Origin of the sequence: Photobacterium indicum (assembly GCF_003026215.1) — a bacterium.
Taxonomy (GTDB): Bacteria; Pseudomonadota; Gammaproteobacteria; order Enterobacterales; family Vibrionaceae; genus Photobacterium; species Photobacterium indicum.
In genome coordinates this window covers 1-13,512 of sequence record NZ_PYOC01000020.1, presented here as the reverse complement: position 1 = coordinate 13,512, position 13,512 = coordinate 1, and the positions used below count along the sequence as shown (strand labels likewise).

Annotated in this window: 12 protein-coding genes; 7 read left to right on the top strand and 5 right to left on the bottom strand. The window is 41.7% G+C overall.

The features are described from left to right. Nucleotides 1-65 precede the first annotated feature (65 nt). Together C9J47_RS26225 and bamJ are read right to left on the bottom strand one after the other, a co-directional pair. On the bottom strand, nt 66-557 hold the full coding sequence (locus tag C9J47_RS26225) for a DUF2780 domain-containing protein (RefSeq protein ID WP_107256915.1): 492 nt from the start codon (nt 555-557) through the stop codon (nt 66-68). Between the two features lie 180 nt (nt 558-737). Beyond that, a complete protein-coding gene (gene bamJ / locus C9J47_RS26220) occupies nt 738-1,358 on the bottom strand; it encodes a BamJ family beta-barrel-assembly machinery protein (protein ID WP_006233778.1) in 621 nt (206 codons plus the stop codon). A 122-nt stretch (nt 1,359-1,480) separates the two neighbouring features. Between bamJ and C9J47_RS26215 the strand changes: the two genes are divergently transcribed. Continuing rightward, nucleotides 1,481-2,188: a LysM-like peptidoglycan-binding domain-containing protein gene (locus C9J47_RS26215; RefSeq protein ID WP_107256912.1), complete on the top strand. Its 708-nt coding sequence runs from the start codon at nt 1,481-1,483 to the stop codon at nt 2,186-2,188. 91 nt (nt 2,189-2,279) lie between these two features. Here the strand turns inward: C9J47_RS26215 and C9J47_RS26210 are convergent, their stop codons facing one another. From C9J47_RS26210 to C9J47_RS26200, 3 genes are all read right to left on the bottom strand, one after another. Then, nucleotides 2,280-2,732 (bottom strand): GNAT family N-acetyltransferase, encoded by a 453-nt coding sequence (locus tag C9J47_RS26210; protein ID WP_107256910.1) that lies wholly within the window; start codon nt 2,730-2,732, stop codon nt 2,280-2,282. Nucleotides 2,733-2,836: 104 nt separating this feature from the next. Then, entirely contained in the window at nt 2,837-3,403 is a 567-nt protein-coding gene (locus C9J47_RS26205) for a Crp/Fnr family transcriptional regulator (RefSeq protein ID WP_107256907.1), read from the bottom strand. A 100-nt stretch (nt 3,404-3,503) separates the two neighbouring features. Further along, the gene (locus C9J47_RS26200) at nt 3,504-5,468 is read right to left on the bottom strand and encodes a bifunctional 2',3'-cyclic-nucleotide 2'-phosphodiesterase/3'-nucleotidase (RefSeq protein ID WP_107256905.1); all 1,965 of its coding nucleotides are present in this window, start codon (nt 5,466-5,468) and stop codon (nt 3,504-3,506) included. Between the two features lie 411 nt (nt 5,469-5,879). On the opposite strand from C9J47_RS26200, the gene cysG reads away from it, so the two are divergent. From cysG to cysQ, 6 genes are read left to right on the top strand one after another with little or no spacing between them, the layout of a single operon-like run. After that, nucleotides 5,880-7,304, top strand: coding sequence for a siroheme synthase CysG (cysG, locus tag C9J47_RS26195; RefSeq protein ID WP_107256903.1), 1,425 nt, complete (start codon nt 5,880-5,882; stop codon nt 7,302-7,304). A 13-nt stretch (nt 7,305-7,317) separates the two neighbouring features. Then, the gene (gene cysD, locus C9J47_RS26190) at nt 7,318-8,226 is read left to right on the top strand and encodes a sulfate adenylyltransferase subunit CysD (RefSeq protein ID WP_107256900.1); all 909 of its coding nucleotides are present in this window, start codon (nt 7,318-7,320) and stop codon (nt 8,224-8,226) included. A gap of 10 nt (nt 8,227-8,236) precedes the next feature. Next, nucleotides 8,237-9,667: a sulfate adenylyltransferase subunit CysN gene (cysN, locus tag C9J47_RS26185; RefSeq protein ID WP_107256898.1), complete on the top strand. Its 1,431-nt coding sequence runs from the start codon at nt 8,237-8,239 to the stop codon at nt 9,665-9,667. Between the two features lie 4 nt (nt 9,668-9,671). Next, on the top strand, nt 9,672-11,399 hold the full coding sequence (locus tag C9J47_RS26180) for an SLC13 family permease (protein WP_107256896.1): 1,728 nt from the start codon (nt 9,672-9,674) through the stop codon (nt 11,397-11,399). 35 nt (nt 11,400-11,434) lie between these two features. Then, nucleotides 11,435-12,070, top strand: coding sequence for an adenylyl-sulfate kinase (gene cysC / locus C9J47_RS26175; protein WP_107256895.1), 636 nt, complete (start codon nt 11,435-11,437; stop codon nt 12,068-12,070). After that, on the top strand, nt 12,071-12,814 hold the full coding sequence (cysQ, locus tag C9J47_RS26170; protein ID WP_107256894.1) for a 3'(2'),5'-bisphosphate nucleotidase CysQ: 744 nt from the start codon (nt 12,071-12,073) through the stop codon (nt 12,812-12,814). It abuts the gene before it with no gap. Nucleotides 12,815-13,512 lie beyond the last annotated feature (698 nt).

Below are 13,512 nucleotides of genomic sequence, written 5' to 3'. Positions count from 1 at the left end.
ACGTGTTCATGACAAGATAAAATCTTTTACTTGTATGATCTTGGCGTGAAATTTTTGGGATATGATTAACTTGTAGGGCTCCACACTTTTCCTAGCGCTTCAACGAGCCCAGCACTTGCGCCCTGATCACCGACGAATTGCAAAACGACGGGTATAAATTGGCTGACCATGCTGGCATCCATACCAAGTGCGGAGAAAACTTGATTCAACCCCTCGGTGTTACCAAGTAAGCCGCCTAACCCTGCAGGAATAGCACTGGTTAGAGCATCACCGCCGGGGATCATATTGGCAAGTTCAGTGGCTTGATCGCCTGAAAGCTGGCTACTGGCCATTGAGAGAAGTGCACCAGCACCGCCAGCTGCTTGTTCTGTTGAAACGCCAAGCTGTCCGGCGAGTAATTCCGTAAGAGGATTCGTTGCAACAGAGGCTTGCTCTTCATCGCCACCACCAAAAATGTCAGAAAGGCTAAATGCCATACTCACTGGGCTGGAAACCAGTAGAACGAAAAGTGTTGTTAAGCTGAAGAAACGGCGGGTTACTTTCTGAATGTTATCCATGTCATTCTCCTGATAGGTTATTTCATAATCCTAGTGGAGAAAGTGTGAAAGTTATAATTAATATAGGTTATTAAATGTGATTAACTAGAGGGTAAAGCAGAGCGAGGGGAATAAGAAGACAAAACAATGTGAACACTGTCTCGTCTTCTTTGTAATCTACTGGAAGTTACCGAGGGTAGCTTACAGGATGTCTAGTAATTCAACTTCGAATACTAGCGCTGCGTATGGAGGAATTGCAGCACCTGCGCCACGTTCGCCATATGCAAGGTCTTGAGGAATGCATAGCTTCCACTTAGAACCAACAGGCATCATCTGTAGAGCTTCAACCCAACCAGCGATTACGCCAGTTACAGGGAACTCAGCAGGTTGACCGCGAGTTACTGAGCTATCGAATACAGTACCGTCAGTTAGCTCACCGTGGTAGTGAACACGTACTTGTTTGTCAGAAGTCGGGATTTCGCCGTTACCTTCAACAAGAACTTCAAACTGAAGACCAGACTCAGTTACTGTTACTTCTGAGCGTAGTGCGTTATCTTTTAGGAAAGCTTCACCGTCAGCAGCTGCAACTTTAGCTTGCTCTTGACGAGCAGCGTCAGCAGTTGTGTGAAGTTCACGCAGTGCATTGTTGATTTCATCAACTTCGATTTCTGGCATATCACCAGTTAGTGAAGTAGCGATACCTTTTGCAATAGCAGCAACGTTTAGGCCTTCAAGACCGCTTTGTGCTAGTTGTTGGCCCATTTGTAGACCAATACCGTAGCTTGCTTTAGTTTCAACTGTATCTAGTTTAACGTCAGACATTTTGTCATCTCTTAATGTAGAGTGAATTAAAGCAGGAAGGATAACAGTTTCGACCCCAGTGGGTAAATGTTTGAATTAGTATTCCTTGATTGTGCAGCTTAAGAAGCACGGGAGTGTTGTATATGGGACAGGCCAAACGCCGTTCAGCGAAGAAAAGTGAATTTAAACTACCTGAATTTTCTTTTGATAAAGTGAATTTCAGTAAAGTAAAAGCCTCATTACAAGAAAAAATGACACCGCTAGTAAATAGGTGGCAGAAATTTCCTGTTTTGCACCGCCGTGTATTATTGATTCTTGTTCCTGTTGTATTGGTGTTGCTTATACTTCCAACAACAGAGCAACTCAATAATGACATTGGAGAACAAGACACCTCTGTTCGACGAGATATTGCGTTAAATATTACCAGTGAAGAAGTGACAACAAACGAAGAGGCAGCGTCGTTTGAAGAGCCTGTTGAACAGCGAGTTCGTGCCATTACAAATAATATTCAGCCATTGAATACCGTTAAACCTAAGGCTGTTGCTGTACCACCGCCAGTAAAGACGGCGAAGAGTTCTAGTGCTATTTCGAGTGAGTGGGCGAAACACCAAGTGCAGAAAGGTGAAACTCTATCGAATATTTTCCGCGAAAAATCACTGCCGTTATCGGATTTATATGCGGTTGCCGCAATAGAAGGAGAAGGTAAGCCATTAAGTCAGATTAAATCAGGGCAATGGTTGCGCTATAAGCAAACCCCAGATGGCAAACTTGATGCGCTGCAGATTGAAAGCAGTGCTGGCTCTACAATGTATTTCCGTCGCTCTGATGGAAGTTTTGCTCGAGGGAAGTAGTCTATAATTGCAAGTTCTTTGTATAAAAAGGTCACATTGGTGACCTTTTTATATGGGAGCACGAATAAATAATGATGCTTAATTCGTAGGATTAGCTTTTCGCTAAACGCATATCAACATGTGGAATGTCATCTTCTAAGTACATGGCTGAAATTGCATTGAAACCATGCTGCTTGTAATAAGCTTGTAAGTGCTCTTGTGCACCAATATCGATATCTTGTTTTGGCCAAAGCGATTCAGCATGCTCAAGACCTTGTATTAATAACTGATGCCCAATGCCTGTGCCTCGCGCTGAAGCTGAGGTCGCCACACGACCCATACTGACATTATCGTAAGTTGTACCTGCGGGTAATAAACGGAGATAAGCGACTAATTCATCATTTTTATAACCAAGTAAGTGGTGAGTGCCATCTTTTCGGTCGTGGTTATCGAGGTCATGGTAAGGGCAGTTTTGTTCAACAACGAAAATGTCGACCCGTAGTTTAATCAGGTCGTACAGCTGGTCGGTTGATAATTGATTGAAAGAAAGGCATTGCCACTGCATACGTTATCGCTCCTGGATGAGGCTATTAGATAATCGAGATAGATACTTATAAAATAATGGTTTCGTGGCGGATCCGCCTTAACAATTGTTAATGTATTCTGCGATTATTCTTCATTTATTCGCTTTTTTATACGGCTTAAGCTTATAGGGCTAATGCCAAGGTAAGACGCTACCTGATAATCTGTTATACGCTCTAATAAAGCTGGGAAGTTCTCGCTAAAGAGCTTGAAGCGTTCTTCAGGTGTATGCATTAGCATAAAGCGTTCTTTTTGCTCTTTGTAGATTAGCTGGCGTTCAACGAGCTTGATGTAAAGAGGGTTTCCTTGTTCTCGCCATTCCTCTAATAATTGGATAGGTAGAGAAAGCAGCTGGCAGGCAGAAAGTGTTTCCAATAAAAATGGTGATGCTTGGTGGGTTATAAGGCTTTCAAACCCTAATAAAACGTCTTGATCCCAATAAAACTCTTTGCTGAACTGATTGCCGTCTTCTGTTAAATAACATGCATGACAAATCCCATCAAGCAAAAAGAAGCAATGTTCTGAATACTCCCCTTGATTGAGTAATATGTGACGAGTGGGAAGTTCTAGTAACTTCGCCTGTTCTGATATGCAGTGTGCTTGTTCGCTGGTGGCACCTAGCTGCAGTAAAAAGTGATCCAGTGCTTCTTTCATAATTATATCGATTCATTTTGCTTTTTAAGTATCATAGCAAAAAAATACCGCAGCCTAAGCCGCGGTATGTCGATGTATTCATTTTATGAAGAATGAATGTTTATTTAGCTTGAATATCTAGCTGGTAAACCGCAAAGCCCACTTTGTCTGTACCCACTTTCTTCATTGGATATTGACCTTTTTCTTTGATGAAATCAGCGGCTTTTTCACTTGGTGACGTTTCAAAAGTGATGTTTAACTTTTTATCACTCTTCAGCGGTGTGAAGTGCCAGTTATTATCAGCACTTGGTACAACCTGACCTTCTTCTTTACTTACGCGGCTGATGTAATCGGCAACAACTGTGCGGTTTTCATCGGGCGCTGCGAAAGCAACAAAGTCTTCACCTGTGCCCGCAAATTTACCACTGTAAGCACGGTAGTTATTCGTCGCAATAATAAACGGTTGTTTAGGGTTAACGGGCTTACCATTGAAGGTTAAACCAGTAATACGCTCTGCATCGGCATTGATTAACTTACAGTCACCGTCATAACGTGCTGGTTGCGATAAATCGATTCCGTACTCAACGCCGTCCATTACATCGAAGTTATAAGTACGGAAGCCATCCCAATTAATAAGACCTTGTTGAGCTGAGCTCGTCAGATCAATTTGATTGAATTGTCCTGCTGAACACTCTAGCCACTCCTTCACTTCTTTCCCCGTTACTTTCATAGCAACAAGGGTATTAGGGTATAAGTAAAGATCTGCGGCATTACGGAATGTTAGCTGGCCTGACTCAACCTCAGAAAAGTTGGTAGGATCATTACCTCGCCCGCCCGCCTTAAAGGGTGCTGCGGCAGAAAGCACTGGTGTACCATCTAAATCAGGGTCACCTTGAATAAAGCGCTCAACATAATCTTTTTGTGCCAAGTTGACGATTTGTACGGTTGGATCATCTTGTACTAATGCAAGGAAGCTATACATCACATCATTTGCTTTACCAATCGGTTGGTTTACAAATGTACGTGTAGCGTCATGATCTTCGCTAACGGCTTTGACTAGTTCTGCATCGGCTTCAACGATTGGCTTACCTTCGAATTTATCAAAAATTGGACGAGCTTCTGTTTGCGCGTTAGTAACAGCCCAAGAATCGCCTTCTTTATTAAGTGTTAAATCCATGACACCAAGGTGATCACCCCAACGACCCGGCATAACAGCAGCGACACCATTGATGGTACCTTTCTCAATATCGGCATTTGGAACATTGGCAAATTCTTTACTTGGGAATACACCGTGTGAGTGACCAAATGCAATAGCATCGATGTCTTTTACTTCTGTGAGATAATAAACAGAATTCTCAGCCATCACTTTATACGGGTCGGTTGATACACCTGAGTGTGGAATCGCCACAATAACATCTGCACCTTCTGCTTTCATTTGTGGTACAAACTTTTCAGCAGTTTGCTTGATGTCTAACGCTTCAACTTTACCTTCTAGGTTTTTCTTATCCCAGATTAAGATCTGAGGTGGAACAAAACCGATATAACCCACTTTAATTTCGTGCTCTACACCATCAGTATCTTTAAACATGTAAGGTTTAATAATGTATGGTGTGAACATGTTTTTACCTGTTTTTAGGTCAATCACGTTCGAGTTGATGTAAGGGAAGTTAGCCCCTTCAATAGATGTTTTTAGGAAGTCTAAGCCGTAGTTGAATTCGTGGTTACCCAAGTTTCCCACTTCATAACCAAGCTGATTCATTACTTTATATACAGGGTGAACTTCGCCGGCTTTAATCCCTTTTGCTGCCATGTAGTCACCCATTGGGCTACCTTGCAGCAAATCACCGTTATCTACCAATACGCTGTTAGTTGCCTCTGCTTGTGCTTCTTTTACTAATGTCGCGGTACGAACAAGGCCAGTTTTTTTTGTTGGTGCGTCTTTATAGTAATCATAATCCATTATATTTGTATGGATATCTGTTGTTTCTAAAATACGCAGCTTAATGGTTTCAGCAGTAGCAGGACCAGCCATCATTAGTAGACCACCCAATATGGCTAATGACAGTGGCTTGGCAGATAATTTCATGTATTTCTCCAGAAGGTTAGGCATGGGAAAGCATGCTTAAGGTAGCAAATATACCGTGGAAGTAATTAGTGCCTCTCATATTATTGTGCTTTGTATCTCGTTTTTTTGAGGCATAGAGCATATTCAATTTGTTACCGATGGGGATTTAAACGATTTCCATTCATTTTACTAAGATAAAAAAGGTATAAGTTAAGTCCAACGGATCTAGTTTATTTTAGTTCTATTACTAAATTGTTCTGTGATAAGGACTCTTTTTAGCTAAATTCTGCTTTTATTGTTCAATTTTCATCGTCGATGTCTTTTTTTGCTTTCGATCAAACTTTTTGGAATAAAAGATTAGATTATAGAATTACAAGTAATATCACCCTACAGCTATAGTGCAGTTAAGTTAATAAATGTAGGGCACTGGAAATGGATTATTTGCCAATTTTTACGGATCTGAAGCGTAGACCTTGCCTCGTGGTGGGCGGTGGTGATGTGGCATGGCGTAAAGCTCGCATGCTATTGAAAGCCGGAGCGGATGTTCGTGTTATTGCACCAGTGTTGAATCAAGCGTTTCAACAAGCTATTGAGCAACAGCAAGTCAGCTATGTTGCTGATGAATTTGAATCTTCACATCTTGATGGTATTTTTCTTGCTATAGCGGCGACTGAATACAAAGCCGTTAATGCACTGGTGTATCAATCGGCTAATCAGCGTCAAGTATTAGTCAACGTGGTGGATGATACACAGCGTTGTAGTTTCATTATTCCTTCTATTATTGATCGTTCTCCTATTATTGTTGCGGTTTCCTCATCAGGCAAAGCCCCTGTTCTTGCGCGTTTAATCCGTGAAAAACTAGAAGCGTTATTACCGCAGCATTTAGGTCGTATGGCGACTATTGCGGGTGATTTTCGTGCTAGCTTAGCGAAAACAGTCACCTCATTTTCTGCTCGTCGTCAATTTTGGGAACAAGCTTTTGATGGTCGCTTTGCTGAATTTGTCGCTTCTGGGCAAGAGCAAGATGCCAAGCAAGAGTTAATTAACCTGACACAATCTATCTCACCTCTATCTACTTCACCTCTAGGCCAAGTTGCACTGATTGGTTCTGGTCCTGGCGATGCAGGGTTATTGACTTTGCGTGCATTGCAGTTAATGCAACAAGCCGATGTGGTTTTATATGACTACCTCGTATCTGATGAGGTGATGGATTTAGTCCGTCGAGATGCCGAGCTGGTCTGTGTCGGGAAAAAAGCAGGCTTCCACAGTGTGCCCCAAGAAGAGACGAATCAGCTTATCGTTAAATATGCTCAACAAGGAAAACGCGTTGTGCGTTTGAAAGGGGGCGATCCTTTTGTCTTTGGTCGGGGCGCTGAAGAGCTTGAAGTGTTATTTGACGCCAATATCCCTTTTCAAGTTGTGCCTGGTATAACCGCCGCGGCTGGGGCGACAGCTTATGCCGGTATTCCGTTAACTCACCGTGATTATGCCCAAACCGCAATGTTTGTTACTGGTCACTTAAAAGCTGAAAGCGATCAGATGGATTGGTCGACATTAGCGCGCGGTAAACAAACTCTCATTATTTATATGGGCTTGATGAAATCGGGTCATATTCAGCAACAACTGCTTATTAATGGTCGTTCAGGTGATACGCCGATCGCGATTATTGTAAGAGGCACACAGAAAAATCAGAAAGTTATCAAAGGTCAGTTAAGTGAACTTGAGCAACTGGCTAAAAACGCTGAGTCACCATCACTAATTGTTATCGGTGAGGTGGTTAATTTATCAGAAAAGTTACATTGGTTCGGAAAACAGGAGCAGTCTCTACAGCAGTCTGCTGTTGTAAAGCTGGCATAACATGGAGAGAGTCATGGATCCAAAACGATTAACTCACCTCAAGCAACTTGAAGCGGAAAGTATTCATATTCTTCGTGAAGTAGCTGCTGAGTTTGATAACCCTGTGATGATGTATTCCATCGGGAAAGATTCATCAGTCATGTTGCACTTAGCTCGGAAAGCATTTTATCCAGGGAAAATTCCATTTCCTCTTTTACATGTTGATACCGATTGGAAGTTTCGCGAGATGATCGAGTTTCGTGATCGTACCGCTGAAAAGTATGGTTTTGAGCTTCTGGTTCATAAGAACCCTGAAGGTATGGCAATGGGGATTAGCCCGTTTGAACATGGTTCTTCAAAACATACCGATGTAATGAAAACCCAAGGCTTGAAACAGGCGTTGAATAAATACGGCTTTGATGCGGCATTCGGTGGTGCGCGTCGTGATGAAGAAAAATCACGAGCCAAAGAACGCATTTATTCATTCCGTGACAAAAATCATACTTGGGATCCAAAAAATCAACGTCCTGAGTTATGGAAAACCTATAACGGTCAAATTAAAAAGGGTGAAAGCATTCGTGTATTCCCGTTGTCAAATTGGACCGAGTTGGATATCTGGCAATATATCTATCTAGAAAATATCGAGATCGTCCCGCTTTATTTGTCGGATATACGACCTGTTGTTGAGCGTGACGGTATGTTGATCATGGCTGATGATGACCGATTGGAATTGCAACCGGGTGAGAAGATTGAACACAAGAGTGTCCGCTTTCGAACATTAGGATGTTATCCGCTAACTGGTGCTATTGAATCGAAAGCCGATACATTGCCCGGCATTATTGAAGAGATGCTGGTGGCCACCTCAAGTGAGCGTCAAGGTCGAGCGATTGATCACGATCAGTCTGGCTCGATGGAATTGAAAAAGCGTCAAGGTTACTTCTAAGGAAAGATGAATGAACAGTATTATTGAACAACAAGTGGCAGAGATAGGTATCGAAGCCTATCTAGACCAACACCATCATAAATCACTGCTTCGATTCTTGACGTGTGGTTCCGTCGACGACGGAAAAAGTAGCTTGATTGGGCGTTTGCTCCATGATTCTCATCAAATTTATGAAGATCAGTTAGCTGCTATTCATACCGATAGCCAAAAGGTAGGGACCACGGGTGATAAACCCGACCTCGCATTATTGGTTGATGGGCTGCAAGCAGAACGTGAACAAGGGATTACCATTGATGTTGCATATCGTTATTTCTCGACGAAAAAGCGTAAGTTCATCATTGCTGATACTCCTGGGCACGAGCAGTACACACGAAACATGGCCACGGGGGCGTCAACCTGTGATGTCGCTGTTATCTTGATCGATGCTCGTAAAGGCGTATTAGATCAAACACGTCGTCACTCGTATATCGCAAGCCTTTTAGGGATTCGCCATTTTATCGTGGCAGTTAATAAGATGGATCTTGTGGAGTTTGATGAAGAATGCTTTACATCCATTCGCGATGAATATTTAGAATTTGCTGAAAAACTAAATAAACATATTGATATCAAATTAATACCACTTTCAGCCTTAGATGGCGACAACGTAGTGAGTCTTAGTGAGAAAACGCCATGGTATAAAGGTGACTCATTACTAACGTTACTTGAAGATGTTGATTTTGTTCAGGAGCAAGATTCCAGCAATTTTCGTTTTCCTGTGCAATATGTTAATCGTCCCAATCTAGATTTCCGAGGTTTTGCAGGTACGATTGCGTCAGGCCTTGTGAAGGTAGGCGATAAAGTTAAAGCATTACCGTCAGGGAAAATCTCGACGATTGATCGCATCGTGACATTTGATGGTGATTTACCTGAAGCGTCCTTTGGGCAAGCGATAACATTAACACTTAAAGATGAAATCGATATTAGTCGTGGCGATACAATTGTTGCCGCTGATGATGATGTTCCATTAAGTAATAACTTGTTGGCTGACATTGTCTGGATGGCAGAGGCACCATTAGAGGTTGGTCGCCAGTACGATATCAAAGTTGCAGGTAAGAAGACGGTTGGTTCAGTACAAGGTATTCGTCATCAAGTCGATATCAATAACCTTGAGACTTTTACTATCGAGGCATTGCCATTAAACGGTATTGGTTTATGTGAGGTGGTATTAAATGAAGCCATTGCGGTAGATGCTTATCAAAACAGTATCGATACTGGTGGATTCATTATCATTGATCGTTTAACAAATGTGACGGTTGGTGCTGGCATGGTTCGTGAAGCATTAATTGATCAAACCGTATTATCTACTGGTGATTTCAGTGCATTTGAAATTGAATTTAATGCATTAGTTCGTAAGCACTTCCCTCATTGGAATGCCAACGACATTAGTAAGTTACTGGGGTAGCAGCATGAACTGGGAGCAAGGTGTCGTTCTGGCCATGCTAATGGTGATAGTGACGTGTTTGATAACCACGAAAATTAAACCCGCATATTTGTTTGCAGGTTCAGCTTTTATTGGATTTCAAACGGGAATGATTGATTTGCCAACACTGGCAGGCAATTTTACTAATTCTTCATTATTAACGTTAGTTTTGTTGGTACTTGCTTCTATTGCTTTAGAAAAAACCCGTTTGATAAGCTGGGTTGGGCGACAAATCTCTGAGGGAGGACATTCTCTGGTAGTCGCAAAACTTGGTTTATCAACGGCGTTTCTCTCTTCTTTTACGAATAACACCGCAGTAGTGGTGTCGTTAATTGGTGCCGTTAAGCGCAATCAAACACATGCCCCGTCAAAATTACTTATCCCACTGTCATACGCTGCGATATTAGGTGGCACACTTACTTTAATTGGTACATCAACCAATCTAATCATAAATAGCTTTGTTGAAGATGCGGGTTTACCTAGCCTCGGTTTTTTTGCGCCTACAATGATTGGTCTTGCTGTTCTGTTTATTGGTTTAATTATTCTGATCCCACTTAGCCATCTCCTTCCTAGCTATGATGACGGTGCGGATGATGAACTTCCGTATTTTTTAGAAGCGAGAGTCGAAGGTGGTTCTCCCTTAGCGGGTAAAACGGTAACAGAAAATGGGCTCCGCGCTTTACGTCGTCTCTTTTTAGCTGAGTTATTACGAGACGGACAAACTATTGCACCAGTGTGTCCAGATACTAAGCTTCAAGCGGGTGATACCTTATTATTTTGTGGTGATGTAGAAAGTGTTACCACTCTGCAAGAGATCAACGGATTGCATTTGTTTGGTCAGCACCACCTTAATGGCCAATCAATGATGGAAGTAATTGTGAGCCACTCTGCAGGTATACGTGGTAAGACGCTAAAAGATGTCGAATTCAGAGATCGTTTTGATGCGGTTGTGGTTGCAATACGCCGAGGACATGAAAGGTTAGCTGGTGGCTTAGGCAATATAGAGCTACATGCTGGCGATACGTTAGTGGTTGTTCCGGGTAAAAAATTCCATGATAAAAAGCAGAAGCTTAATCGAGAGTTTGTTCTTGTTAATGGTTTAGATTCAAGTGCTCGCTTAGATGGAACAAAAAGCTTAGGCGTTCTAATTGGCTTTTTAATGGTAATTGTTGCTGCATTATCTGGTGTTTTTCCGCTGATCAAAGGCTTAGCAGCTTATATATTGGTATTGCTTGCGACAGGGATCATTTCTTTTACTGAATTAAGGCGTCAGTTTCCAATTGATATCTTTGTCATTGTTGGCTCGGCGTTATCTCTTGCTCAATTAATGATCACCAGTGGTTTATCTGAACGAATGGGATCCATGTTGATGGTGTCATTCAATGGGTGGGGAATATACGGTGCTTTGATTGCTGTATATCTGTTGACTCTAATATTGACCGAGCTGGTAACAAACAATGCCGCAGCCGCCTTGTCATTTCCTATTAGCTATAGCTTGGCGCTAGGGTATGGCTCAGATCCTATGCCTTTTATTATGGCTGTGTTGTTTGGTGCTAGTGCAAGTTTTATTTCTCCTTATGGTTATCAAACTAATTTATTAGTTTTTAGTGTTGGTAATTATAAATTACGGGATTACTTACGTATCGGCTTACCGATTTCAATTGTTTACTCAATCGTAGTACTCACTTTAATCCCTATCTTATTTCCTTTTTGAATTGAATGAACATAAACGATGGAACGGAGTCTGTTATGACCACGATTGTTAAATCCCATGATAATGAAAACATAGTCTGGCATAGCCATAATGTAAATAAGTCTTCACGCGCTGAGCAAAAAAAGCAGAAGCCATGTGTATTATGGTTTACCGGGTTAAGTGGTGCAGGTAAATCCACCGTTGCGGGCGCACTTGAAAATCGCTTAGTTGAGCTTGGCTATCATACCTATTTATTGGATGGCGATAATGTACGTCATGGACTGTGTCGTGATCTTGGTTTTTCGTCAGAAGATCGTCGTGAAAATATTCGTCGTATTGGGGAAGTTGCTAAGCTAATGGCAGATGCGGGCCTTATTGTATTAAGTGCATTTATCTCACCACATAGAGCAGAACGTCAATTAGTAAAAGACTTGCTACCAGACGGTGAGTTTATTGAAGTGTTTGTTGATGCTTCATTAGATGTGTGCGAAAAGCGTGACCCTAAAGGGCTGTATAAAAAAGCACGTGCAGGGGAAATAAAACAGTTCACCGGTATTGATTCCGAGTATCAAGCGCCTGCTAATCCTGAAATCCATTTACCAGCCGGCGATAAAACTGTTTCGGAGCTAGTTGAGTTGTCGCTACATTCATTACGGAAACGATCGATCATTTGCGATTTAAAGGAGTTATGAGTGAGTATTTTACTTGAGTCTATTTATGAAATTGCTTTGGATGCAGGCAAGGCGATCATGAATCACTATCACTCTGATGTTTATGTCGAAGAAAAAGTGGACCACAGTCCGGTTACTGCTGCTGATGTAGCAGCGAATGATATTATCGTTGAACGATTAATGACGCTAACACCTGATATTCCCGTTTTATCTGAAGAGTCAGCACATACGTCTTGGTCTGAAAGACAACGCTGGACTGCATTTTGGCTGGTGGACCCTTTAGATGGCACTAAAGAGTTCTTACGCCAAAATGGGGAGTTCACCGTTAACATTGCTTTAATAGAAGAGGGAAAACCAACTCTCTCCGTTGTTCATGCGCCAGCATTAAATAAAAGTTGGCTCGCAGATGGCTCAACAGCGTGGTTAGACACGGCATCTGGACGCAATGAAATTAAAGCGATAGCAGCAACTATACCGACCATTGTTGGAAGTCGATCTCATCCAAGCCCTGACATGGCGAATTATCTACAAGAGGTGGGCGATCATAATATGGTCGAAGTAGGATCGTCGTTAAAATTTTGTCTTATTGCTGAAGGGGTAGCTCAGTCTTATCCCCGTTTAGGTCCAACGATGATGTGGGACACAGCTGCTGGGCAATGTGTTGCTGAAAGTGCGGGAGCGACCGTTTTACAATTAGATGGCGAAGAGCTTCAGTACCATAGAGACAAATTACTAAACCCCTCCTTTATAGTTTCCATCATTTAACCACCTTCTGTTAATAAGTAAGGCAACTAGAATGTTAGTTGTCTTATTTCCTCTATCTTAAGACGCTACTTTTATCGTATTCAACTAAGCTTAAAGTCCCTTTCAATCAAAGGTTGTGTCTTTTAACACTATATGTGGAGTTTCGCCTGCTCGCTGATAGCTGCTTTTTTGTTTCTTTTGATGCTTTTGGTTTGATTAATCAGCAAACAGGCAAAAAAGACAATAAAACTATTGTTATCATGCCAGAGCTCCCTATAATACAGCCACATCAACAGGATGTATCACGGTTAGTAAGCTATTTGTAAGCTGTGTATAACTTGTCGATATTTAAGGTGGTAAATAAAAACGTCATAAAGGATGCTTGACATGCTTTTGTTTTTATCTAAAATTGCCGCCCAGCTCAAGTAATGTTGGTTTAAGTGTTAAAACTCTAACTTTTCTTTACTCAAGCTAGAGTCTACAAGGGTTTGAAATTATATTTCGAAAATACTTGTTGACTTAATAAATTTGCAGCGTATTATACGCAGCCTGACTTGCTGAAGCGTTCAACGCCAAGGCATTGAAAGTCAACGTTCTTTAACAATTTGACCATGCAATCTGTGTGGGCACTCGTGAAATTTTAAGTCGAAAGATTTATCAATGAACTGAGTGACCTTAATCATCGCAAGATGACACAGTCAATTTATGCTTCATTTCTT

What these genes read in the sequence shown, in the direction of transcription:
- C9J47_RS26200 (WP_107256905.1), bottom strand. Translation starts at nt 5,468, where the DNA reads ATGAAATTATCTGCCAAGCCACTGTCATTAGCCATATTGGGTGGTCTA.
- C9J47_RS26205 (WP_107256907.1), bottom strand. Translation starts at nt 3,403, where the DNA reads ATGAAAGAAGCACTGGATCACTTTTTACTGCAGCTAGGTGCCACCAGC.
- C9J47_RS26225 (WP_107256915.1), bottom strand. Translation starts at nt 557, where the DNA reads ATGGATAACATTCAGAAAGTAACCCGCCGTTTCTTCAGCTTAACAACA.
- C9J47_RS26210 (WP_107256910.1), bottom strand. Translation starts at nt 2,732, where the DNA reads ATGCAGTGGCAATGCCTTTCTTTCAATCAATTATCAACCGACCAGCTG.
- cysC (WP_107256895.1), top strand. Translation starts at nt 11,435, where the DNA reads ATGACCACGATTGTTAAATCCCATGATAATGAAAACATAGTCTGGCAT.
- C9J47_RS26215 (WP_107256912.1), top strand. Translation starts at nt 1,481, where the DNA reads ATGGGACAGGCCAAACGCCGTTCAGCGAAGAAAAGTGAATTTAAACTA.
- cysN (WP_107256898.1), top strand. Translation starts at nt 8,237, where the DNA reads ATGAACAGTATTATTGAACAACAAGTGGCAGAGATAGGTATCGAAGCC.
- bamJ (WP_006233778.1), bottom strand. Translation starts at nt 1,358, where the DNA reads ATGTCTGACGTTAAACTAGATACAGTTGAAACTAAAGCAAGCTACGGT.
- C9J47_RS26180 (WP_107256896.1), top strand. Translation starts at nt 9,672, where the DNA reads ATGAACTGGGAGCAAGGTGTCGTTCTGGCCATGCTAATGGTGATAGTG.
- cysG (WP_107256903.1), top strand. Translation starts at nt 5,880, where the DNA reads ATGGATTATTTGCCAATTTTTACGGATCTGAAGCGTAGACCTTGCCTC.
- cysD (WP_107256900.1), top strand. Translation starts at nt 7,318, where the DNA reads ATGGATCCAAAACGATTAACTCACCTCAAGCAACTTGAAGCGGAAAGT.